At 73.1% G+C, this 23,158-nt stretch carries 15 protein-coding genes; 8 read left to right on the forward strand and 7 right to left on the reverse strand.

Features of this window, described 5'->3' with window-relative positions; translation table 11 throughout:
• Window positions 1-98: 98 nt before the first annotated feature.
• Window positions 99-965: a trypsin-like peptidase domain-containing protein gene (locus tag JF597_RS31265; RefSeq protein WP_294003040.1), complete on the reverse strand. Its 867-nt coding sequence runs from the start codon at window positions 963-965 to the stop codon at window positions 99-101.
• Between the two features lie 164 nt (window positions 966-1,129).
• Here JF597_RS31265 and JF597_RS31270 point away from each other — a divergent pair, with 164 nt between their 5' ends.
• On the forward strand, window positions 1,130-2,851 hold the full coding sequence (locus tag JF597_RS31270) for an SIR2 family protein (RefSeq protein WP_294003042.1): 1,722 nt from the start codon (window positions 1,130-1,132) through the stop codon (window positions 2,849-2,851).
• 175 nt (window positions 2,852-3,026) lie between these two features.
• Here the strand turns inward: JF597_RS31270 and JF597_RS31275 are convergent, their stop codons facing one another.
• Complete coding sequence (locus tag JF597_RS31275; protein ID WP_294003067.1) at window positions 3,027-4,385, reverse strand: DNA-binding protein; 1,359 nt, start codon at window positions 4,383-4,385, stop codon at window positions 3,027-3,029.
• A 569-nt stretch (window positions 4,386-4,954) separates the two neighbouring features.
• Between JF597_RS31275 and JF597_RS31280 the strand changes: the two genes are divergently transcribed.
• The 3 genes from JF597_RS31280 to JF597_RS31290 all read left to right on the forward strand — a co-directional run bounded on the left by JF597_RS31280 (window position 4,955) and on the right by JF597_RS31290 (window position 9,348).
• Window positions 4,955-8,362: a DnaB-like helicase C-terminal domain-containing protein gene (locus tag JF597_RS31280; protein ID WP_294003044.1), complete on the forward strand. Its 3,408-nt coding sequence runs from the start codon at window positions 4,955-4,957 to the stop codon at window positions 8,360-8,362.
• Between the two features lie 3 nt (window positions 8,363-8,365).
• The gene (locus JF597_RS31285; protein WP_294003046.1) at window positions 8,366-9,004 is read left to right on the forward strand and encodes a hypothetical protein; all 639 of its coding nucleotides are present in this window, start codon (window positions 8,366-8,368) and stop codon (window positions 9,002-9,004) included.
• Between the two features lie 212 nt (window positions 9,005-9,216).
• Window positions 9,217-9,348 (forward strand): hypothetical protein, encoded by a 132-nt coding sequence (locus JF597_RS31290; RefSeq protein WP_294003048.1) that lies wholly within the window; start codon window positions 9,217-9,219, stop codon window positions 9,346-9,348.
• A gap of 113 nt (window positions 9,349-9,461) precedes the next feature.
• Here JF597_RS31290 and JF597_RS31295 read toward each other — a convergent pair whose 3' ends face one another.
• The 4 genes from JF597_RS31295 to JF597_RS31310 form a co-directional block, all read right to left on the reverse strand.
• Window positions 9,462-10,655 carry a helix-turn-helix transcriptional regulator gene (locus tag JF597_RS31295; RefSeq protein ID WP_294003050.1) on the reverse strand — a complete coding sequence of 398 codons (1,194 nt, stop codon included), beginning with the start codon at window positions 10,653-10,655 and terminating at the stop codon, window positions 9,462-9,464.
• A gap of 9 nt (window positions 10,656-10,664) precedes the next feature.
• On the reverse strand, window positions 10,665-11,000 hold the full coding sequence (locus tag JF597_RS31300; RefSeq protein WP_294003052.1) for a hypothetical protein: 336 nt from the start codon (window positions 10,998-11,000) through the stop codon (window positions 10,665-10,667).
• 550 nt (window positions 11,001-11,550) lie between these two features.
• On the reverse strand, window positions 11,551-11,730 hold the full coding sequence (locus JF597_RS31305) for a hypothetical protein (RefSeq protein ID WP_294003054.1): 180 nt from the start codon (window positions 11,728-11,730) through the stop codon (window positions 11,551-11,553).
• A 1,470-nt stretch (window positions 11,731-13,200) separates the two neighbouring features.
• Window positions 13,201-13,998 (reverse strand): hypothetical protein, encoded by a 798-nt coding sequence (locus JF597_RS31310; RefSeq protein WP_294003056.1) that lies wholly within the window; start codon window positions 13,996-13,998, stop codon window positions 13,201-13,203.
• 327 nt (window positions 13,999-14,325) lie between these two features.
• Here JF597_RS31310 and JF597_RS31315 point away from each other — a divergent pair, with 327 nt between their 5' ends.
• The 4 genes from JF597_RS31315 to JF597_RS31330 all read left to right on the forward strand — a co-directional run bounded on the left by JF597_RS31315 (window position 14,326) and on the right by JF597_RS31330 (window position 22,834).
• Window positions 14,326-15,048, forward strand: coding sequence for a hypothetical protein (locus tag JF597_RS31315; RefSeq protein ID WP_294003058.1), 723 nt, complete (start codon window positions 14,326-14,328; stop codon window positions 15,046-15,048).
• Window positions 15,049-15,832: 784 nt separating this feature from the next.
• Window positions 15,833-17,797 carry a hypothetical protein gene (locus tag JF597_RS31320; protein WP_294003060.1) on the forward strand — a complete coding sequence of 655 codons (1,965 nt, stop codon included), beginning with the start codon at window positions 15,833-15,835 and terminating at the stop codon, window positions 17,795-17,797.
• Window positions 17,797-18,210, forward strand: coding sequence for a hypothetical protein (locus JF597_RS31325; protein ID WP_294003061.1), 414 nt, complete (start codon window positions 17,797-17,799; stop codon window positions 18,208-18,210). The genes JF597_RS31320 and JF597_RS31325 overlap by 1 nt, the downstream gene beginning before the upstream one ends.
• A 976-nt stretch (window positions 18,211-19,186) precedes the next feature.
• Window positions 19,187-22,834 (forward strand): hypothetical protein, encoded by a 3,648-nt coding sequence (locus JF597_RS31330; RefSeq protein WP_294003063.1) that lies wholly within the window; start codon window positions 19,187-19,189, stop codon window positions 22,832-22,834.
• Here the strand turns inward: JF597_RS31330 and JF597_RS31335 are convergent.
• A partial coding sequence (locus tag JF597_RS31335; RefSeq protein WP_294003065.1) for a hypothetical protein occupies window positions 22,800-23,158 on the reverse strand: 359 nt, incomplete at its 5' end. The two genes, JF597_RS31330 and JF597_RS31335, sit on opposite strands and share 35 nt — an antisense overlap.

The raw sequence follows: 23,158 nt of genomic DNA on the forward strand, positions 1-23,158 counted from the left end.
TGCGCGCCACGCGGGGCGCTCTTCGCTCTGGGCAACAAGCGGTGTCAGCTCCCGCGTACAAGACCAGGCGCCGGCCCCGCAGCGCCTGACCGGGCCCTTCATCCCTCAGGCGGCCGCTTGGGAGCGAACTCCGGGAGGATCTCGTCCAGGACCTCGGTCGTCCACACCATGCCCAGGTCCGAATTCTCGTTGAGCCGTCCGCTGTAGACGCCCACCAGGGCCGTGACCCACTCCTCGTGCACATGCACCTCGCCACCGGCGAGCACCATCTCGCCCGGACGGATGTGCATCAGGACCGGCGACCCCGACTGGCCGCTGCGGGTCCGGGAGTCCAGCAGGAAGCCGGGAAGCCCATTCCACCGCGCCAACGGTTCACTGGCCACCGGCGCGGCCGTCCAGACGGCGAAGGGCCAGCTGCCCGTGTCCCCGAAGGGGAACCCCAGAACGTACAGGCGGTCCATGACCCGAAGGGGAAGCTCGGTATCAGCCTCGGCGCCAGCACCTGCCCGCCGGTCCTGCGGATACAGGTCCCGCACCGTGGGCCACCCCGTGAGCAGGAAGGCATCCACCGCGCCTTCCGGGACACTGCCGATGGGCACCGCAGCCACATCGGCCCGCTGCTGCGCGGGACTTCGCCACACAGGTACCTGGGCCTCGTCACCGTCCGCGTACAGCGCGGCCTCCTGGTCGACGGGCTCGAACTCTCCTCCCTCTCCCTGCCGGGCGAAGCGCACGCGTAGGTAGTCAGGCCAGAACCCCCTGTCGTCCTCCAACTCGCCGGTCTCCGCGTTGCGCCCGCTCACCACATGCCCCGCCGTGACAAGCCAGAAATCGTCCGGCACCCCCACCAGGAACCCGGTCCCCGACCCCAGACGGACATCAGGGCCCTCTCCCCGGGACCGGAACCACGCCTCGATGTAGAGGGCGGAGAAGGACAGCGTGTTGACCCCATGAACGCCTCGCATGCGGCGACGGTACGGGCCAGGCCCGGCAACCTGCCCACCGGGCCCCGGCCGGACTGGAACAACCATCCACTCCAGTTTTCGTCAATCTGACAGTAAGGTGGGGTGAGGAGAGGCCGCCCCGTGCGACCAACGCCCCGTCATGCCGTCGTACCCGGAGGCCCGTTGTGGAACCGCACGTCCAGCTCGCGTTCACCATGCGCGACACCCCCCGCGCGTACGCGGTCCTGCTCGGGGCCGGCGCCTCGATCTCCGCGGGCATGCCGTCCGCGTGGAACGTCCAGGAGGACCTCATCGCGCGCCTGGCGGCCGCCGAGGGCACCACCGGGATCGTCGACCTGCACGCCTGGTACCAGGAGCGCTTCGGACACCCAGCCACGTACGACGGCCTCCTGACCGCGCTCAGCACAACCCAGCACGAACGGCAGGCCCTGCTGCGTGCCTACTTCGAGCCTAACGACCAGGAGCGTGAGGACGGCCTCAAGCAGCCCACCGCCGCGCACCGTGCCATCGCCCGGCTGGCCGCAGCCGGCCGCGTGCCGATCGTGCTGACGACCAACTTCGACCGGCTCATGGAGACCGCCCTGCGCGAGGTGGGCATCGAGCCCACCGTCGTCGCCGACGCCAACGACGCCCGCGGCCTCGCTCCCCTGCACACCATCAAGGCCCTTGTCATTCACATCCACGGCGACTACCTCGACCACGAGAGCATGCGCAACACCCCCGACGAACTCGACCAGTACGACGAGGAGATCGATCAGCTACTCGACCGTGTGTTCACCGAGTACGGCCTGATCATCTCCGGCTGGTCAGCCGAATGGGACCCGGCCCTGCGCAAGGCCATCGTCCGCAGCAGCACCCGCTTCTTCGCCTCCTACTGGGCCGACCCCCGGCCGCTGCCCGAGAGCGCCCACAAGCTCCTCACCCACCGCGGCCTCACCTACGTCCCGGCCGACGCCGACACCTTCTTCACCGAGATTGCCGACGCCGCTGACGCAGTCGCCGACCTCGCCCGTCGCCACCCCGTGAGCATCGACATCGCGGTGGCAAGGACCAAGCGCGACCTGAACGGCTTCAGCCAGGCCATCACCCTGCACGACACCCTTCGCCGCGAGCTCGACCGCGTCGCCGTCCTCCCCCTGCGCACCACGGGGCCGTGGAACCTTGCCAAGGGCGCTGACATCGAGGCCGAACACAACCGCCGGATCGCCACTCTGGAGTCCGAGACGGAACTGCTGCTCGCCCTGGTCGCCGTCACCGCCTACTGGGGCAGCAATACCACCGACCGCTGGTGGCTCCGCGACATCGAACCCCTCGCCGCACCTCAGCCCCCCGGCGGCCTCCCCGCCCTGACCCGCCTCGCACAGGGTCCCGCCGTCATGATGATCTACACGGCAGGTATCGCCGCGCTGGCCGCCGAACGCTGGGACACCCTCGTCCAGGTCCTCACCGAGCCGCAGGTAGAGCACCGATGGGGCGGCAAGCCCCACGCCGTGGCCGCCCTCAGCCCCTACGCGACCCTCAACCCCCCTGGCCGTGAGTCCTCCGAATACCTCCACGACCTGCTGCGCCCCCTCTTCACCCGGCACCTCGCCCTCAGCACAACCGCCTACAGCGAGGCGTGGGAGCGCTTCGAGTACCTGCGCCTGCTCGTCCAGAACGACGCCGACCAGGGCTTCGACATGCCCCACATCCGCCAGAACTGCTACCTCGACACGTACGAGCCCGCCCCCGCTACCTGGCTCAGGACTCAGATCGACAAGCACGGCGACCACCTTCCCCTGCTCCGGGAAGGCTTCCTCGGCGGCAAGCTCACCCGGCTCCAGGACCTGATGGCCTCCGCCGAACTCTCCTTCGATGACATCGCCCACCGCAGGCGCTTCGCGTAGGAGATACCCGACCTGGTGCTTGAGCTGAACACCTCGACACAGCAACAGCGTTCACCCCCGCCACCGGGCCAGCGGTACCTTCGCCCATGGACTCCCTCAACACCTCGCTCGCCGTCCCCAGCACTGTGGTGTGGCGTAGCTGGTGTGCTTGCCTCACGGCACCAGCCCCCGGGCGTCAGCCGTCGACCTGGCCCGCGGCAAGAATCTCTGCCAGCTCCTCGGCGGGCAGGCGGGACCACTGGGCCACGTCCTGAAGCGCCACCCCGGCAGCGACGGCCGCGGCGGCGGTATGCAGCACGGCCCGGTCTATCAGCTCGGCACTGTGGCTGAGGTGCTCCAGCAGCGTGCGGGCCACCTCGGCGGTGGTGCCGCTTTGCACGCCGCGCAGCTGAGCCAGCTGCTCCCGGCTCTCGTCGAGCAACTGGGTGATGCGGAGGCGGTGTTCCGCGGGCACGGTGGCGCGCCACCGGGTGCCCGAGCCGCCCGCCTGCCTCTCCGCCGCCCGCACGCGCAGCTGGCCGGCCATGGATGCGGGCTGCAGCTCACGCTTCAGCCGCCACGGGTCATCTCGCCATCCTTCGGGCCCGCCGCGTCGTGCGCGCACGACGGCCCCCGTCCAGTTGCTCAGCGGGCTGCCGTAATCGGCCGCTGCCAAGGGCCCCAGCCATGTCCGGGCCACCTGTTCGCCCAGCCAGGAGCAGAACGGGTCATCGGCGTCCCGCGCCCGAGGCTGCGTCCCGCCGCTTGCGCGCCAGGCCAGTTCGGCCGTCGCCGGCTCCAGCAGCGCCCCGGCGACGGTCACGACCTCGGGGAAGACAGCCGCGTCCCTGCCCACGATCCGCCACCACTCCAGCTCTGACCCCACGCTGCCGCCCGCCAGCTGGTGCAGACGGCGCGGCCAGATCTCCTCCTGCTCCCAGAACAGGGCCTCCTCCCACCAGCGGGCCACCACCGCATGCGCCACGGCGAACACCTGCTCCGGTTCTACTCCGGCCCGCACCGCACGCCGCGCCACGCCCGGCCATCGCCGCTGCGCGGCCACCACCTCCGCAACGCCGCGCAGATCGAGGTGCTGCAGGGGCTGGTCGGCGTCCGCGTCCAACAGCCAGCGTCCGTGCCTGAGGCAGACCCGCCGCCAGTGCGGCACGTACCGCACCGCACGTACCGCCTGCCCGGTGCGCCGCGCGGTGCACAGACGGCAGCCGAACGCGGCCGGCCCCACCACCGAGCCCGCCGCCCGCCACCGCGCCTGCGCCACGGCGGCCTCTCTGCCGGTGCTGATCTTGGGGTCGTCCACGGTGAGTGCCGGCAAAGCGCGCGCCAGCACCGCTGGCTCCACCCTGCACAGCTCGGCGAGCACACGCCGCCCCGCATCGTTGAGCACGACCTCCGCATCGGCCCGCACGCCGCCGCCGTCGTGCCGCGCAGGAAAGTTACGGCACGTCCACAGCCGCAGCACATTCCCGGCCGCCAGACCGTAGCGGGCTGCAACCCGGCTGATCAGCGACGCGGTCAGTTCCCCGGCCAGCGGCACGGTCCGCAACGCCCCTGCTGCCACAGCTCTCCCCTGTGCCGTTTCCTGTTCTTGGAGCCCCATGCGGGACCCTGAAGAAGGTAATGGTGATGGCCGAGATGCTCCCCGGGTCAGGCCGCTGCCAGACTCGGCGCCGGTGTTCCGGCATGACCCACAAGGCAATCGGCGGCTCGCTGCAGCCTGCCGTTCGCCCGAGTCGTCTGCCGGACGTCGGCGTCGGCCTGGCCCGCCCCGCGCCCCCTCGACCTTGCGTTACGTATTCTCACCTGCACCCATCACGTCGCCAGCATCTTCTCCCCTTTTATTGTTACGTGTCGACGCCCGGGTCGTGTGGCGGGTTCCGTTACGTGTTGGGTAGGGTGGGGCTTGCTGCTGGTGGCCCGGGGCAACTCGGGTGCGCTGGAGGTGTGTTGTGTCTGTGGCTGCGCCCTGCCCGTCTTGACCGAGTCCACCCCCGCCCGCTGCTGGTTCGTGAAAGCGGGGGCGTGGTCGTGTTCAGCGCCCGGTGGTTTGCCGGTGGGCCCGGGGCCGTGCTCAGGCCGTCCCGCTTCTCGTGTCTGGAGATCCTGATGTCTGCCCACTCCGCTGCCCCCGATCCGTCCGCAGCCGAGCCCGCGGCGCAAGGGGCCGGCGGTGCCGCCGATCCGTCCGCCGCTGCGCCGATGCCGGTCGAGGAGCCGGAGGTGTTGGGGGTGACCGAGGCGCGGAACCGGCTGTATGAGCTGGTGGACGCGGCCCGGGACGAGGGCCGGATGACGGTGGTGGTCAAGCGTGACGGGAAAACGCACCGTACCTACCGTGCGGCGCTGATTCCGGTGGGCCGGCTGGATGCCGCCTCGCGGGCGAGGCTGGTGGGGTGGCCGTCGTGGGCGCGGACGGCAGCGCGTCCGAAGCTGGGAGACCGGGTGATCGACGCGGCCGGCCGACCGGGTGTGCCGGGTGTGCCGCAGGTGCTGCTGGACCGTACGACACCGCTTGCGGTCCTGGTGGACGCTGCCCTGGTCCTGCCCGGCGATGCACTGGTTGCCGTTCCAGTCGGCGGCGCGCCCGCACCGCTCGCACCGGCCGCAGCGTGGGCGGACGCCGCGCATCTCCCGTCCGGCGCGTCCGCAGCGCCCCAGGCCCATGAGGCCGCTGGAAAGGGCCTGCCCGCTGCCCGCCAGGTCTTCGCTGCGCCCGAGACCTCCGCCGAACCTGCCGTCGACGTCGCGGACGCCGCGTCAGCCGATGTGTCCGCGGCTGCCGACCTCGCCGTCCCGCCCGCTGGCGAAGGTGTTGCCGAGGCCGCGGTCGCGGCCTCGGCGAGTTCTGGTGCTGCGCCTGTAATTGCGCCGCCGGCCGTCGCCGACCGCACCGCGGATCTGCAGGGTGCCGGCCCGGACTCCGTCGGGCCCGACGCCGCTGTGGCCGGCCGGGACGCCGGGGCTGAGCCGGCCGGCCACACTGCCGCTGAGGAAGCCGTCGGCGGCCGGGACGCGGGCCGTACGGCGGTCTCGGCGCGTACGGTCGAGGTCCCCCCACTGGTCCCGTCCGCGGGTGGTGGGCTGCACCGGCTGCACGGTCTGGGGGAGGTCGCCGGGCTGGCCCTGACCGAGGCCGTCGCGCCGCCGGCTGTGCCGCGGTTCGGGTTCGGTCTGCACGCCCTGGATGCCGCGCTGGGGAGCCTGCCGTCGGGGGTGCTGACGGTGGTGGCGGCCGAGCCGCACGCCGGCGGCTCGCTTCTGGCCGTGCATGCTGCCCGGCACACCGCCCTCACTCGCCAACTCCCCGTGCTGTACGCGGCGTCGGGCCCGTCGCGGACGGCTGTGGCGCTGCGGGTGATCGCCAGCGAGGCCGGGCTCGACTACCGGCGGCTGCGCACGGGTTCCCTGACCGCGGACGAGCAGCAGGCCGCAGCCGCGGTCCAGGCCCGGCTGGCCGCTGCCGACCTGCACGTCGACGACGGCACCGGCCTGAGCGCCGAGGCGATCGCCGAGACCACCCCCTACGTCGAGGGCCTGGCCCTGGTCGTCGTCGACCGCTTTCAGCACGCGGCCGATCCGTTCATCCCGCTGTCCGGCCCCGCGCTGCCGGAGGCGGCCCGGGTGCTGGCGCACCTGGCCCGCACCCGGAACGTGCCGGTGGTGGCCGTGCTCGACACCGCCGACCCCGACGCCCTGGCCGCGCTGGACGCCGCGCACGTCACCCTGACCCTGACCCGCACCGGCAACGACGCCCAGGTGACGGTGGCCGAACGCGACTTCGGCGAGCTGACGACCGTGGCGCTGCGCGCCGATGTAGCGTGCGCACGCTTCACCGACGCGCCGGCCCGCCCGCGGGACCCGAAGGCCGCGCACGCGTTCGGCAGCGGCAAGGGCGAGAAGGCCACCGCTGGCCCGGCCGCCGAGGCCGCTCCGGGTGTCGCCCTGCAGCCCGGTCCCGCGCCGACCGTCTCGGCGGCCGTGGGGGAGGGGTTCGCGGCCGTGGAGGCTGAACTCCTCGACGCTGCACTGCCGTTCACTTCCGGTGCCCGCCACGGCCTGTCCGCCCGCCTGGCCGGCGCGCTCGCCGCGCTGCGCGAGGCCTCCGCCGCGCCCGCCCGGGAGGGTGAACTGCCCGGGCTGCGCCAGGCCCTGGACGGCCTCGCCGCCCGCCGCCCGCCGGTGCCGGCCACACCGGAGGGGGAGCGGCTCGGCGCCGCGCTGGCCGCGTTCACTGCCACTCACCGCGATACCCCCACCAGCGCCCCCACCCCCACCAGCGCCCCCACCCCCACCAGCGCCCCCACCCCGGCCACCGCCCCGGCCCCGGCGTCGCCGCCGGTCCCTGCCACTGGCACGCCGGAGGCAGGCCCGGCCCCCGCCGCCGCGCCCGCCGAGTTCGCAGAGTCCGAGACGGCTGCTGAGGCCTCCGGTGCCGCGCCCGGTGCCGCAGAGGGCGCCCGGGCGGCCGACCTGGCTCGGCGTGTGGTGGAGGCACCGTCGGCGTCGTTCAGTGACGACACGCCTCCGCCCGAGGACACTCCCGGCACCGGCGGCCGGAACTACACCTTCTTCCTGAACAAGATCCGCGACGCGGTCGAGCAGGCCCTCGACGAGACGAACGGCGACGTCGACGCTGCGATCAGCACCCTCAAGAAGAAGGCCGTGCCGGACTCCATGGCCCTGTTCAAACTCACCCGGGTCGGCGCCAATTACGTCCACACCGTTTATCCGCCCGCTCTGGATTTCCTCTCGAAACCCGGGCAGGGTGAGGCTGACGGAATTTGGGAAGGCCGCCATAAATGGCGCAACGCCCCCCTGTATGAGGCCATCAAGAAGGGGGAGCGCCACCCGCTGGACGTGGTCGGCCTGGACACCAACGCGGCCTACCTGTCCGCCTTCAAGACGCACCTGCCCATCGGCGCACTCAAGCACGACCCGGGCGGGGGCTACGACCGCCGCCGCGCCGGGATCCACCGCGTCGACCACTTCGTATGGCCCCACGACCACCTGCCCAACCCGATCGGCAACCGCAAGGAGCCCGGCCCCTACCTCCTGGACGAGGCCACCGTCCGTCTCCTGATCCGCTGCCACGAACTCGACCTGTGCGAGGCGCCCCGGATCCTGGAATCGTGGACCTCCGGCGCGTCCGAAGCACTCCTGGAGAAATTCCGCCGCGTCCTGCAGCAGGCCCGTCAGACCGCGATCGAAAACGAGGACTCGGCCACCGAGGAATACGTCAAAGCCATGTACTCCCGGTTCACCTCCACGATCGGCGAATCAGGAAAGAACCGGGAACTCCGCCGACCCGAGTGGGTCCACACCATCCGCTCCCAGGCGTTCGCAAGCCTCTGGCTGAAAGGATGGAAAGCCCATCAGGGGGGCCTTATCCTGGTCCAGGCATCCGGCGTCGATGAACTTCACGTCGCCGGAGGCGACTGGAAAACAGTCTGGGAAGAGGGCCGCAAGCCCACCCAGATGAAGGTGAAGCGCCTTTACACCCTCGGGGGGAATTAACCGATGCCGTACGACGACAGCGGCTGGAAAAACTTCGGGACCTACGGCGCGAACCGCTCCCTCGAGAACGTCCGCGGCGGCGTCGCGCTCGGCCGCGCCCTGGAAGAGGCCCTGGAACGTCAGATCATCGAGGGCGGCATCAAGTCCCCCGTCACTTCCCCCCGCGGCCTGAAGGCGCGCCTGAAGTACCTCAACAGCGACGCCGGCGTCGAGGCCATGCGGGAGGCCGGGATCACCGTCAAGTCCCGTGCCCTGAAGAACTGGTTCGCCGGCAAGCAGAAGCCCAGCGCCGCGAACCTCGAGCTCGTCGACACCGCGTACTGGAACCTGCGCACCCAGCGCATCCTGGACAACCTCGGCGCCTTCAAACAGCACCTCAACAACCAGGGAAAGGGCACCGCGGTCGAGATCCACCCCATCGACCAATCCCTGGTCGACGAGCACGCCCGCCGCCCCAACCTCGAAGGCGAGCAGGCCGTGCGGACCCTGCCCGCGGTGCGCTACATCTGGGACGACGCGGTCGACGCCATGGAAGCCGGCGACGAAGGCAAACTCGAGGAAATCTGGGACGACATCATCACCGAGCTCGACTCCGACTGGGGCGCCTACACCTACGTCTCCTACGTCGGCCTCGGCGCCTGAGAAAGGACCCGAACACCCATGCCACCACGCCAACGACGAGGCGACGGCCCGCTGATGAACTTCATCAACCTCCTGGGCATCTTCTCGCCCCTCCTCCTCGGCGCCGTCCTCCTCGGCCGCTACCTCGCCGGGTGAACACCCCACCCCGTGTGCTCCTCTTTCGCCGGCCTGCGGTCGGCGGTGCCGGGTCAGGTGCGGGGAGGGGAGACCATGTGGTGGTACTCGGGCTCGAACAGCGTCGTGGTGGTGCCCGCCTCGGCGCCGTCGGGCCGGGTGACGTGGAGGGTGACGAGGTCGCTTTGGCCGGGGTGCTGAACGGTCTGCTGGCGGGCCCGTCGTCCTGAGGCAGGGCCCGGGCACCTGGCCCCGCGTGACCGCCGCGCAGGCCGTTCCGGCCGGTCAGGGGACGCGGATCCGTTGTCCCGTCTGCGTGCGGCTGCAGCTCGCCTTGCGGCGGTCAGGAAGCGGTGGCGGCCGCGGAGAGGACCGGCCGGCCCCGGTGGGTGCTGAGGCCGGCTGCTGAGCGGACCGGTGGCGGGACGCGGGTGCCCGTCAACGCCGGGGGAGGACCGGGCCGTTGCTGGTGGGTCTTGATCTGGTAGAGGACCGTGCCGCCGTCGGGGGTGTGCGCGATGAGGTCGATGCCGTGGTCGTCGGTGGTGAGGGTGGTGTGGACGGCGGTGTCGGGTCGGGTGGGGCCGGTGCCGCCGGTGCCGCCGGTGAGGAGGCGGGTGGCGGTGATCCAGTCGGGTGTGGTGGTGCCGTTGCGGTGTGCTTCCCGGCTGGCCGACCGGAACATGACGGCGAAGGCGTCCGCGAGCACCTGGACGCCCGCGGCCAGGGCGGTGACGTCGTAGCGGGAGTGGTCTGCGGCGAGGGCTTCCACGACCGGCCTGATGCCCGCGGCCAGCCGGTCGACGTCGAAGCGGGCGCGGTGTGCGGCGAGGGCTTCGATGGCCGGCCTGATGCCTGCGGCGAGCCGGCCGAAGTCGTAGTGGGCGCCGGTGTCCGGTCCGCCGTGGGCGAGGGGGAGCGGGTGGGTGCGGCGGATCAACTGCGTGAGCTGCCTGCACGGGGGTGCGGGGCGGGTGCCGCGCTGGGCGGTGACGTGCTGGTAGGCGTCGAGGTACGGGTGCTGTGCGCCCGGACGGATGCCGCAGACGGTGAGGAAGGTGATCAGCTGCTCGCGGCTGGCGGGCAGGGCCTTGCGGTTGACGATCCGCGACGCGGTGGCGAGCGGCACCCGTGGCCGGCCCGGCCGGTCGAGGTCGCGCAGGGGCGGGGCGCCTGCCCGTTCGTACGCCGCGGCCAGGGCGAGGCTGAAGTCGCGCGCGTCGCGGACGAGGTGGGGGGCGGGTGCCTGGAGCGCGCGGAGCTTGCCGCGCTGGGTGGTGCGGCCGAGGGTGTGCAGGCGGTGGGCCTTGTCCTGGTCGGCCGGGCCGGCGCCGCAGGCGCGGAGGTAGGCGTCGAGGACGGCCGCGGTGGGCGGGGCGGCGCCGGACTCGGCGCGCTGGACGGCGCCGCGGGAGATGTTGGCGGCGTCGGCCAGGGCGCGCTGGGTCAGCCGGGCGGTGTCGCGCAGGGCGGTGAGGTGCTCGGCGAGACGGGCGTAGTGGCGCTGAGCGGCGGCGCCGGCGGGGGGACGGGTCATGGCCGGCACCTACTTGCCCGCGCCGGAGCGTACGGCGGCCTCGACGAGGATGCTCATCAGGCGGCGGCCGCCGCCGGCGGCGGTGAGGGTGGCCGCCCCGATCGCCCCGCAGCCGCCCAGGAGTGCGAAGACGGTCCCCAGCTCGGTGCCGGCGAGGAACAGGCCGCAGCCGAGCCCGAGGACGGCGATCAGTAGGATCAGCGCGTGGGTGGGCCCGAACCGCCCGGCGGCGCCGTCCGGTTCACCGCCGCCCGTCGGCTCCGGCGCCGGTGCCTCCGGGGCGCTGGGTGCACAGGTGCAGACCGGGGCGGGCCCGGCCGGGTGGGGGAGAGGGGGAAGGCTCATGGTGCGCAGGACTCCATCCTGACGGGGGCCGCCGACGGCATGCCGGGGCTACTGGTCGCAAAGTGACGCAGTCCTTAAGGCAGTTGGCCCTGCCGTTGGTCGGGCTGCGCGGCACACAGCCTTCCACGCTCCGGTATCCCGCCGCCCCGCCCCGGTACGGCTTTTGTCCGGTGTGTGGCTTACCGGCCCCGCCGGTGTTCCTCGTCTCGCCGTGAAATCCGCCGCCCGGCCGGCCCGCCAAAACCGGCCTGGTGACGACGGGTTGCGCGCCTGCGGCGCCTCTGGCGGCCCACCGTTTGTTCCGGCCGACTTGCGGCCTAGGCCGTATCAGCAAGACGGTGGTCCTAGCACGACACCGGCGGCGAGTTCGCCGGTGTCCTCCTGACGGCTACTGGTCGCAAGCCCGAACCGCTTCAGGACTCCCGGCAGGCGCGTTGGCCCGCGCCCGCCGCCACGTCAGGCCGGCACCGCCCTCGGTGCCGGCCTGACGTGCGTCCAGGGCGACGGCGGTGACTTCCCGCGCGCCCCGGGCCTGCGGCGAGGCCGTTGCTCAGCTGTTCGACCGGCCGGCGCGGGGGGTGTCGAGGAGGAGGGCGTTCGCGCGGGGAGCGTCGTTGTGGCCGACGTTGCTGGTGATGACTGTCCGGCTGGTTGGTGGTGTTCGGCAGCGTTCGGCGTTGTTCAGTGCGGTGTTCGGGGCCGTCTGGTGCCACCGGGAAATCCCGTACATCGTTCAGAATCTGCTCTTCCAAGAGCATCGCGCAGCGTCACCCTCGCACGCTGTCTCACCTCACCCGCGGGCCGTTCAGCTGCGCCCCGGACGGCCCGCCCGGGGATCGCCGTACGCCCGGCCGGCCGGGCTGATGCGCCTCGTCCGCCGCGTCCCTGGCCTGGACGGCCGGTCCGCGACGCATTCTCCCCGCGGGGATTGGGGATGCGGGGGACGGCAACGCTGGCCGGGGTAGGTGCGGGCGAAGGCTCGGTGCTGGGCTGGGCTCTCGTACGCGGAACGTCCTGCTGCTCGCTGCTCGTGCACGGTCCGGGCCCGACGGCGGTCCCGACCGGCGCTGTCGGCTGCGCCGCGGCCGGCCCGTGCGAGGTGTCGATGTCGTCGCCGGCGGCGTATCCCATCTCGCCGGTACACGGCTGCGCCGCTGGCCGCCGGCCGGTGCTGCCCGGGGAGGAGCCGGCGGTGCGGCCGGCCCCTCCCCGCGCCCGATGCCCGGAGTGGTTCAGCAGCTGCCTGGCGGCGGGCAGGACGGCGCCGGGGTGCGCGGCCGGCGGCGGCGTGGACGCGAGGCCGAGGCTCATCAGGACGGTCGCGACGGCCGCAGCCGCGGTGATCGCCATGTACAGGTCTCCGCGGGCCGGGACCGTGCTGCTGCCCTTCTTGGTGTCGAGGTAGACGGCGACGGCCGCGCCCGCCGACACCATGAGGGTGAGCAGCAGGCCGGGGGTGATGGAGAGCTCGGTCATCGGACGGCGAGCTCCGCCCGGACCGCGGCGCCGGGGCGAGGGCGCCCCGCCTGCCGCCCACCGCCCGCGCCGCCTGTTTGTGCTGGTAGGAGCACTTGTCGGTGCCGTGCTGTAGCTTCACAGGTGTCAGTCAAGGTTCCTCCTGCTGCCCGTACGAGGGGTTGGGGGACCACGACGCCGGGAGCTCCTGGGACACGGCCGGCCGCCAAGCAAGGACCGTGTTTTCAGGGGCTCTTCGGCGTGTTGGGGGCCCGTGACATCAACGACGCTACCGGCAGGGTCCGACAATGGGACGTCCGTACCAACAACGCCCTGACCAGGCCCTGTTGTCAGTACCGCGAGCGGCCCCGTGACCTCCCGCGACACCCCCGCACGGACAACCCGCCCCCGCCACCCGCCCGTTCACCACCGGGGCCAACGGCCCCGGTCCTGCGCCCCGGCCGGCCAGAGGCCCGAAAGAGACCCGGCCTCCACCCCGCACGCGGCCCCCGACAGGGGGCACGCCCCCGCCGGCCAACGGCAGGCCCCGCCTCGAAGTGCTGCTCCCCGTCCACGTCCTCGTCGCGAGCCGTCTGGGTGCCTTCCCCCGGTCAGCCCCATCCCGACCGTCCGGGCCGTGCGCGACCGCGTCAAACGCTGGTGCCACCGCTCGCCAGCTGCTGCGGCTCAGGCTGCCGCAGCCGGCCGGGCGCGAAGGCGGATCACCTTGTCCTCGTTGGTGCGGTCACGTGTACGTGTTGAGTGCGGTGGCGGCCCCGCACAGTGCGGTGACGTCCCGCAGGAAGTACTGCATCGCCTTCACGGCGGCACCGTCGCTCTGGTCTGCTCTCCAAGGGTTGCGGCCTGACAGGAGGAGACGGTCGAGGGCCTGTTGGGCGGCGGTGTCCGAGTCGGCGGCGATCCAGCCGTTGCCGGGCAGGTTGGGACGGACCTCGTTGTAGAGGATGTTCCACCGGCTCTGCACCCGGGTGCGCCAGTCATCCACCGGTGCCCACTCGGCGCTGTAGTGGGTGGGGAACGATCTGAGAGAGCGGCGGGGGCGTCCAAGTGGGCTGGGCAGCAGTGTGTCGAAGTCGGCGAGGAAGCGCTCCATGTCCTGGTCGCGGGAAGAAGCGTCGGCGGGCAGATCCCGGATGCCGGTGATCTGGTCGCGCAGGTCGGTGACCTTGGCGGTCAGGTCGGTGAGGTCGGCCGCGCTGAAGACTGAGAGCAACGCCCGCTGGAACTGGGTGGCTTCGGCGCCAGCGCGTGCCAGGGCGAGTCTGGCCTGGCGGGCGGTGTCCTGGTCGCTGGCCAGCTTGTTGAACAGGAGCAGCGCGGCGGGGACACCGAAGCAGACGCCGGTGGCCGCGGAGTAGATGTTGAGGAGGTAGTCGTGGCCCGTCCACCAGTTGCTGCTGTCGAGCCGCAAGCCCTCGACGAGCAGGACGACTCCGGCGGGAATGAGCACGTAGGTGAGAATCCGGGTCGACCGTGGCTTCTCGGTCCACGAGCGGCGTATCCGGGTGATCGGTTGTTGCACGTATGGCCCCCTGTTTGTGTGTGCTGCCCGGACGGTAGCGGGAAACGCGACCTGTCCAAGCGCCAGACGTCCCCGCGGTCTCGTGTCCGGACGCCGCCGGTACTGCCCAGCTCACCCCTGCGCGCGCTGGAGGGGTGAGCGCGAGTTGGCGGGGGAGGGCGGGTGGTTTCCGCTACGATGCCGGGCGGCAGGACGCGCACCGCCGACCGCCGCCGCTGTATCCCCGCCCGCGCCGGGACAGCTCAGACGGCCAAGGTCCCCACCAGGGCCCGCGACACCCACCCGCACGACTGCGGACAGGCGCGGGGTGCCCGGAGAGAAGTCGTCATGCCACGCAACCAGTCCCGCGCCGGCTGGCGCGCCCGCCTCGTGCAGAAGACCACGGGCACCAAGGGCAAGTACACCGAGCTGCTGCGCGAGGAGACGCGCCCGCGGTCCGTCCGCAGGGAACCCGTCCACACCGAGCCCGTCCGCCGGCTCGCCGCTCACCTGCGCGCCGACCTGGGCGCCGACGGGGAGAAAGCCGCCCGCCTCGTGGACGAGGCCATGGCCTGGACGCTGAAGGACAGCGGGCTGAAGCAGGCCCTGCTCCGGATGTCCGTCAACTCCGCCGCCCGCGCGCGCCACGTCGCCGCCCTGGACGAGCACGCCGTCGGCGAGGTCACGTTGCACGACGCCCCCCTCGTCCAGGTCGTGTACGAGGTGCTGGAGATGGTCGCCGAGGAAGAGGACCTGGTGAGCCCGGACCTGCTGCGCGCGGCCGCGGATGTCCTCGACAGGCTCGTCGGCCACCACAACCACATCTGCAACTCCGCGATCTACGGGGTGCGGGCCGGCGGATGGCTCACCGATACCAGGATGCGGGAGCGGGTGTACACCACGACGGCCCCGGTCGCCGTGGTCGCGGCGGCGGCCCTGCGCACGCTGCGGGAGGCCGCCCTCATCCCGGACGAGGACGAACTGACCGACGCCGACTGCATGTTCACCCTGGAGGAGGCTGCCCGCTTCGCGCGTACCGCCGCCGACCTCGCCGTCCACCCGGCCGCCTGACCCACGCGGACGGCATGAGACAACCGCCCTGCCCCGTATGATGGTTGACCTGCCATTTTGGTCGAAATCCGGGTATGGGTGACCGGCCGGAGCGGGTGGATGCCTTCGAGCGGACGCGGTCGGCGGTGCGCGCCGACGGGGCGAGCGCCGTACGGCGCCGACCGTGTCCGCGGGCTCGTCGCAACTCGGCGGCCCGGCCCGGGGGTTCCTCCGCCGTACGGCCGCCGTGCTCCCGGAACCGGTGAAAGCGCGGGTCCCGGGACGTCGTGGAACGGGTCCGGCCTGCTGCTCGTCACCCGCCGCGCCCACGTACCGCGCCGTGGCGAGGCCGTACGACGGTGTCGTCCGCTGCACCCTGGTGGAGCGGACGTCGAGGTGACCCGGCGGCCCGTACGGTAGGCGACCCCCACCCAGCCCCTGACGGGCCGTCGGGCGAGATCGTGCAGGTCGCAGCCGGTCGGATCGGAAAGACCGTCAACTCGCGTGCTGCGTCCGCTCGGAGGGGCGTACCCTTTTGTCATCGTCGCCGCCGAGGGCGGCCTGTTGTGCAGCCGGTGGACACCGCGGTATCCACCGGCAAGACCTGAGTACGCCGCCTGCACGTCACTGGGCGGGTACCCGGATCCGCCTGCGGGTCACCGAAGCGACGCCGGGTCAGCTCAGCGACGGACCGCGGTCCTCACCGGGCGGGCACGGGTGCGTTGCGCTCCGATGGCGCTCTGCTCGCGTACGCCGGTCACCGGCCGCGAGCCCGCCTCGCGCCGGCCCATTCGATTGAGGCCCTGTGAGCACCATCGACATCCCTGACGAGCACGACGACATCGACGGTATCGAGGTCATCGACATCCGCTCCGGCGACCGCTCGACGCCGTTCGAGCACCGCGTCGAGCCGGTCAGCAAGACCACCAAGGCGATCAAGTTCCTCGAGAGCCACCGCGACGTCCAGATCTCCTCCGCCGCCATCCGCCGGATCGCGTACGGCGCTGTCGAGCCCGGACTCCTCGAAGGCGCCCGCCTGGAGCGCCACCGCGTGGAGACCGGCTGGCTGAGCGTCCTCACCTACCGCGCGTACACGCTGATGCTGTCCCCCGCGATCGAGAACGACCGTCTCCTGGACGAGGCCCACTACGCGGCCGACCCGGACACCAGCGCCAACCTGCGGGTCCTGGCCATGCCCACCGCGCACGACACCGACGCCACCCTCGTCTACGCCGACGCCATGGACGACCTCCTCGCCGCCATCGACCGGGCGTCCAAGGGCGTGAGGAAGAACAACCCGCAGGAAGTCGGCCGACGCATCGTGGAGCGGCCCCTGACGGCCGTCCCCGCCACCTTCCTCAACCCCGGACGCCACCCCGACGACGACCTGAGCCTCGTCGACGGCAACAGCCGCTGGGCGTCCTGCACCGTCGGCATCAAGGTCCCGGCCAGCTCGATCCGCCCCACCAACGCCAAGGACCCCGACAGTCTGCTTCCGTCCCACCTCATGCGGCTTCCCCTCGTCGAGCGGCGGGATCTCGTCCGGGAGATCGTCAAGAACGCCCACCGCGACATCAACGCCGCCACCGGCACGAGCAGGGCGGCCCGTGCCAGGCGCGACCAGGCCGCCAGGCTCCTCAACGCGATGACCGTCCCGGTGCAGGTCATCGTCGGCTACACCGACGACAACCCGGACATGGGCATGGGACGCTTCCCCGTCGCGGTCCGCTCGCTGCTGATGCGCATGAACATCGGAGTGAGGGAGTTCAAGGAGCCCTCGAAAAACGGTGTCACCGCCGAGGAGATCGTCACTGCCCTGTTCGACGCTGGCGAGCTCGGCGACGACGCCCAGGCCGTGCGGGACGTCCTTCTCGGCCGCGCCGACGTCACCGACGCCATGAAGTCCCTCGGACTCAACCCCGCCTTCCGCGACCTGCGGTTCACGTACGTCGTCCAGCAGCTCACCCGCAAGGAGCCCCGGCTGAACGCGGTCATGGCCGCGAAGCTCGACAAGCGCAGCCTCCAGGTCACCCACCGCAGCGGCCCGATCGTCGAACTCGGCCTGCGCTCCTACTCCAGCCTCCCCAAGGAGAAGCTGGCGCCCGTGCGGACCGCGCTGGACACCGGCTGCCTGTGGCAGGCACTCGCCGACCACGAGTGGTCCGTCGAGAACATCGACAACGACCAGGCTGTGGACGACCTCCTGGCGCGCGCCGACAACGGCGACGTCCCCGCCCGGCTACTCCTCGGCGTGATCGCCATGGTCACCCTCGTCACCAGCGGCTACCTCCTCGCGCCCGGCGGCTCCGCCGAGCAGATCGTCGGCAACATCAAGGTCATGCGCGCCGGCGTCGGCACGGTCATCAAGACCGTCCTCGACACGAAGGAGGGCCGGCAGGTGCTCGCCGACGCGATCAAGCGGATCCGTGCCGGCCTGCCCCCGAAGTGGTGGGCCGACGGCCACCTCGTCGAGAAGGACGGCTGGAAGGGCAGCGACTTCAACGCCCACCTGCGCCTCGCCGCCAATCACGGGTTCGCCCCGGAGGGCCACCAGAACGACCCCACCGCCACCGAACTCGAGGACAAGGCCCTCACGGCCTTCCAGACGTCCCTCACCACGGCCGCCTCCGACCTCGACGACCTGATCGCCATGCGCAAGATGAACGGCACCACCACCGAACTCTCCTGGACCGTCGTGGAGCCGTCCTTCAAGCAGCTCAGCTTCATGGGCAACGACCTCGCCCGCATCGCCGAGGGCGAGCCGCGCTGATGACCGACACCACCTGGGCCGGCGTCGTCGCCATCACCGACGACCGGTACGCCATGCTCGCCCGCCTCGCGGGCCAGTGGCTCCTCGAACCGCAGCCCGAGCCGATCCCCATCGGTGAGGACTCCGTCTACGAGGACAAGGCCATCTACATCGCGGTCAACCGCAACGGCAACGCCTGTTACTGCGGAAAGACCGCCCCCACCCGGGCCTTGAACCGGGGGGCCGCCGCGACCAGACTCGGCCAGCACGTCAACGGCAGCACGTCGAAGCGGGACGAGTGGGTCGAGTACTGGGTGATCCCGCTGCGTGACGCCACCCCCGGCCACGTCGTCTCCGCCCTGGAAAAAACTGTGGCCGCCCGTCTCGGCATCCCGCTCGTGCACCGGACGCGCATACCGCGCCGGCGCACCTGACCCCCGGCCGGCACCGGAAACACACAAGGGCCCCCGCACCGGAAGGACGGTGCCGGGGGCCCACCCGCTCCGGGGCCAACAGCCCCGGTCCCGCACCCGAGTCGACCAGGGTCCCGAAAGTGACCCGACCCCCACCCCGCACACGGCCCCCGACAGGGGGCACGCCCCCGCCGGCCAACGGCCGGCCTTTCCCGATCGAAGTGCTGCTCCCCGTCCGCCCTTGCCGCGGCTGCGCACCAACCTGACCGCCAGGGCACTGGGCGCCGCCTGAGGGGTTTTCGCAAATTCACACACTTCCACGCACGCACCCATGCGGCAGCGTGCGGCTGTACGACGACCCCGCCCTTCCGGCCGGGCCCCGGCCGTACGGCGTTTGCTGCGCCCCGGTGCCCAGGCCGTCGCTGGCGCTCGGTGCCGTGGGCGAGCTGGGCGCCGGGGTCCTCGAGCGCCCGTCGCATCTCGTCGATGTGCGGGGCCCGCCCGGGCTCTCGGAGCGTCGTCGTGCTGCTGCGCCCGGCCGTTGTTCGATCAGGAGTGCGTGGTCTGCGTCGACCTCGACGAAACCGACGTGGACTGCCCCTCTGCCCGGCCGCTTGACCCCCTACCTGGCCCGCGGGGGCGCGGCGGCCTGTACGCCCTCACTGGCCCTGCGCACGATGCGGGAGGCCGCCCGCATCCCGGGAGGACGAACTGACCGACGTCGACTGCATGTTCACCCTCCAGGAGACCATCCGCTGCGCGTACCGCCGCCGACCTCGCCGCCTGACACACGCGGCCGGACATGCTGCCCCGCGCCGCGTCCGGCAGCGGCGGAGCTGCTCAACGAGGCGCACGAGTTCTACAAGATCCGCGACGAGGAGTGACCCGCCGCGCGCCCGTATTGCCCACACTCCCGTCCTGCTGCGCCGACTCGGGCCCGGTGGCCGGCCTGTCCGGTTCCGGCCCGGGCACCCCCGCCGGGCTCTACGGTGCTCCGGTGAGCAACGAGATGCCGCCGGCTGAGCTGCCCGTGGTCGACGAGGTCCTCGCCGGCGCCCTGGCGGCTCAGGGCGAGGCGGGCGTACGGGCGTTGGGGCTGCTGCGGGATGCGCACCGGGTGCTGACCGGGGAGGGGTTCGTACGGCCGGCGGAGGTGGCCGCGGCGTGTGTGCGCTCCGCGGCGGACGCGCTGCTCAGCCTGCCCGGCGCCCCGGTCACGGCGGGCCTGAAGCCCGCGGCGAAGGACCTGCTGGCCGCGGTGGACGCACTCCCGCCGGTTGCCGCCGATTCCCCGTCCGGCGAGCCGGCCGCCGGGGCCGCCAACTCCAGCTCCGGGGGCCCGGTGGGCGCGGGGTGGGAGCGGGTGTCGGCAGCGGCCGAGGTGCTGCGCGGCGAGCTGGAACGCCCGGGTGGCTTCCACCGGGCGCGAGCCCGCGGCATCGTCGAGCGGCTGACCGGGGTCACGCTCGGCGCGGCGCAGGAGACGGCGCTGGACGTGTGGGGAGCCGTCTACGGGGTGGCCTCGGGCATCCTGCACGGCAGCGCCGCCGGCCCCGGCGAGGCCGTCCAGCTGTACGCCGATCTCCTCGGCGCGGCCCACCAGTTGCTGGTGCCGCTCCCGGACCGGGCGGCCCACGTCCTCGAGCTCGCCGCCCTCCAGGCCCCGGGCGAGGCCGAGGTCGCCGAGCTCGCCCGCTGGTCGGACCCGCGCGCCACCGACTACTTCTTCCGCTGTGGCCCGGCGCCGGCGTGGCTGAACGTGCTGCAGGAGCACGCGCCGCACCTGCTGATGCCGGACGGGGCGGCCGGCGGACGGTGGCCGGCCGCCCCGTTCCTCGGCCACGTCGCCAGCGCCGACCCGGATGCCGCCCGGGGATGGCTGGCCGCACCGTCCGGCGAGGGCGCCGCCGCGGTCGCACGCGCGCAACAGGTCGCCGCGGCCGGCCGGTTGGCCCTGGACGGGCTGCTGAGCCTGGCCGTACGCCACCGGGCCGTCGTCGACGCCGGCCAGCTGCGCGCCGTCCTTGCCCACCCCGGAGTACAGGAGGGCGGGGGTGCGGCTGTGGGGGCGACGCTGCACCTGGCGGCGAGGTGGGCGCGCACGGTCCCGCGCGCCGAGCGGACGCGCGAGTGGATCCTCGTGGTGGAGGGGCTGCTGGCTGGCGCGGTCGACGACGAGCACGCCGGCCACCTGTCGCTGCGGGCCGTCGCCGAGCGCGTGGCCACCGCCGAGGCCAAGGCCAAGGAGGCTCTGGCCGCCAGGGACGTCGCCGCGGCGGAAGCGGTGGTCGCGGCCGCGGTGGCCGGCGAGGAGGAGGCGCGGGAGCTGATCGCCGAGGAGACGGCCGCGCGTCTGCCCGGTCACGAGGTCGCGGCGCTGCTGCGCGAACTCGCGTGCACCGCCTACCCGGCCGGCCGCGCCGCCAGCGCGCACCCGAACATCACGATCATCCGGGCCGTGCTGGCCGGCCTGCTCGCCCGCGACATCGCGCTGCTGCCCGAGGCCTCCCGACCGCTCGTCTTCGGCGGCGACCTCGACCTGGTGCACGCCGGTGATCCGGCCGCGTACGGCGGGCCGAGGCTGGCGCGCACCGTGCTCGACCTCGCCGCAGCGGACGCGGACGCCGGCGTGCACCTGACCGAGCGCACCCGCCCGCTGGCCCGGGTGGCCCCGGTCGACGGCCGGCTGCACGACCGGCTGCTCGCCGCTCACCTGGCCGGCCGTCCGCCCGCCGGCGGATCGGCCGGGCAGGAGTGGTGGGAGCAGGCCGTCGTGCTGGTCCCGCGCCTGCTGGCCGCTGAGCCCGCGCCGGAGCCCGCCCGCCTCCTCGACCTCGTGCTCGGCACCTGCCCGCCCGAGCACGCCGTGCAGCTGGAGGCGGACGTCCGTACAGCGCTCGGCACCGCGCCGTCGGCCGCCCAGGTGGCCGAGGTCCTGCCCGCCGACGCCGAGCAGGTCGACGGTCTCGCCGAGCCGCTCGCCTCGTGGCTGCGGGTGTGGGACTGGTCGCCCGTCCTGCCCGCGCGGCTGCTGGCCGACTGGGAGCCGGTGCTTGAGGCGGCGCGCCGTCTCAAGCCCGCCGGTTCGTCCGACCCGCGTACCGCGCCCGTGCTGGAGCCGCACAAGGCCACCACAGTGCTGGACGCCGAGGACCTGGCCGAGGCCGCCGCCGGGCACGGTCCGGCGGCGGCCGCCGCCGCTCTGGCCGCGACCGATGACGCCGGCGCCGAGGGCTACGCGATGGTCCTGCACCGTCTCATCGCCACCGACCCGGCCGCCTGGACCGCCGACGTGCCCGCCGTCCTGGCCGCCCTTCAGCTGCCGGAGCTCGGCGCGTTCTACCTCGCCGCGGCCGCCGTCCTCGCCGACCGTCCCGGCACCCTCTCCGGCTCTGCGCTCACGGACGCCGTCACCGCGGTGCTCGACGTACGCCGCCGCCTTGACGAGACGACCTCCGCCACCGACACCGCGGCCGCCGACGACCGGAGCACCGCGGTGTTCTTCGCCGACCAGGCCCTGTTCGACCTGATCACCACCGTGTGGCGCACCGACACCGCCCTCGCCGACGACCAGGAGAAGGCCGTCCTGGCCCACCTGCACGCCCTGGCCGCCCCTCTGGCCTGCCCCGCCGCCGACCCGGCCCAGGACACCCCCACCGACGGTCCCGGCCCGGCAGGCGGCGGGGGAGTGGACGCGGCGCTGCTGGGGTCGGATCCGGGAGTGCGGGCGCTGGGGTGCCTGCTCGAGTACGCCGTCCACCGGGCCCGCACCGCCGGGGAGATGCCCGCCGACGTCCTTCAGACGGTGTCCGGTGCGCTCCCCGCGCGCGGGGACCAGGACGCGGTGGCCACCGCGATCGGGGTGCGCCTGCCCGCCCTGCACCGGCACGCCCCCGACTTCGCCGCCGACCACCGGACCGCGCTGTACGGTCTCGCCCCCGGCCGTCCCTCGCCGGCCGACTCCTGGCTGCGCTGGGGACCGTACGACCGCCAGGTCCTCGCCGCCCTGGAGCGTGCCGAGCTCTTCGCCGCGCTGCGCGACGCCGATCCCGGTCCGGCGCCCGGCGCCGCCGCCCACACGGCGGCCGTGCTCCTGGCCGACCCCGCCTTCCTGGGCGATCCGGCCGTCTTGTGGGCCGAGTTGGCCACCGGTACCGGGGGAGCGGACGCGACCGGCCTGCTGCTGGCCGCCATCGCCTCCCGGACCCCGCGCACCGGCGGCCCCGCCTGGCCCGATGCCGCCGAACGGCTGGCCGCAGCGGCCGGCCTGTGGCGCGCCGCGCTCGCGGCCGGCCTGCCGTCCGGCGCCCTCGCCAGCGCGGGCGACTTCGCGGACACCGGCCTCGACGAGGACCTGTGGCTGTCCCTGACGCGGGCGAGCGCCGAGCACACCCCGGCCCTGACGGACGCCGACCTCGTCGCCGAACGCGCCGCCCGCCACCCCGACAGCGAGGACGCACTCCTCCTGGCCGCACAGCTGGTCACCCACCCCGCTGAGACCGGGCAGGACGCGGCCGTACGACGCCACGCCCGCGCCCTGCTGGACGCCGCCGCTGCTAGGCCCGCACACGAACACCCCGCCGTGCTACGGGCGTTGAGGGAAGCACTGGTCAACTCCGGCGACATCGACGCCGCCCAGGCCTGAACCGGTGTTCGACGGCGCCGAGCAGCTGCTCACGCGAGCCCGGCGCCCCGCCGGTCCGTGGCCCGGCGAGACGGACCAGGACGTCCTCCAGGACGAGGCCTGTCTCGTCCGCGACCTGGACCCGCCCGGCCAGCGGCGGCCGCGCCCGCCCCGACCCCGACGGTGCCGCCGCGGTCAGCTCCACCCACACCACCGCCAACCGCTCCGACAGCAACACCCCAGCCCACCAGCCCAGTTCAGCCCTGCGCACCCGCAGCGCCTCGTGCTTCTCGGCCAGCCGCGCCACATGCCGGCACGCCGCGCACACCCGCCGCCCCTCGTGCT

The sequence above is a fragment of the Streptomyces sp. genome, from assembly GCF_019510245.1.
Classification (GTDB): Bacteria; Actinomycetota; Actinomycetes; order Streptomycetales; family Streptomycetaceae; genus Streptomyces.

Coding starts and splice junctions, on each gene's coding strand:
- JF597_RS31325 (WP_294003061.1), top strand. CDS start 17,797: ATGACCGACACCACCTGGGCCGGCGTCGTCGCCATCACCGACGACCGG.
- JF597_RS31300 (WP_294003052.1), bottom strand. CDS start 11,000: ATGAGCCTTCCCCCTCTCCCCCACCCGGCCGGGCCCGCCCCGGTCTGC.
- JF597_RS31265 (WP_294003040.1), bottom strand. CDS start 965: ATGCGAGGCGTTCATGGGGTCAACACGCTGTCCTTCTCCGCCCTCTAC.
- JF597_RS31285 (WP_294003046.1), top strand. CDS start 8,366: ATGCCGTACGACGACAGCGGCTGGAAAAACTTCGGGACCTACGGCGCG.
- JF597_RS31280 (WP_294003044.1), top strand. CDS start 4,955: ATGTCTGCCCACTCCGCTGCCCCCGATCCGTCCGCAGCCGAGCCCGCG.
- JF597_RS31295 (WP_294003050.1), bottom strand. CDS start 10,655: ATGACCCGTCCCCCCGCCGGCGCCGCCGCTCAGCGCCACTACGCCCGT.
- JF597_RS31305 (WP_294003054.1), bottom strand. CDS start 11,730: ATGTACGGGATTTCCCGGTGGCACCAGACGGCCCCGAACACCGCACTG.
- JF597_RS31315 (WP_294003058.1), top strand. CDS start 14,326: ATGCCACGCAACCAGTCCCGCGCCGGCTGGCGCGCCCGCCTCGTGCAG.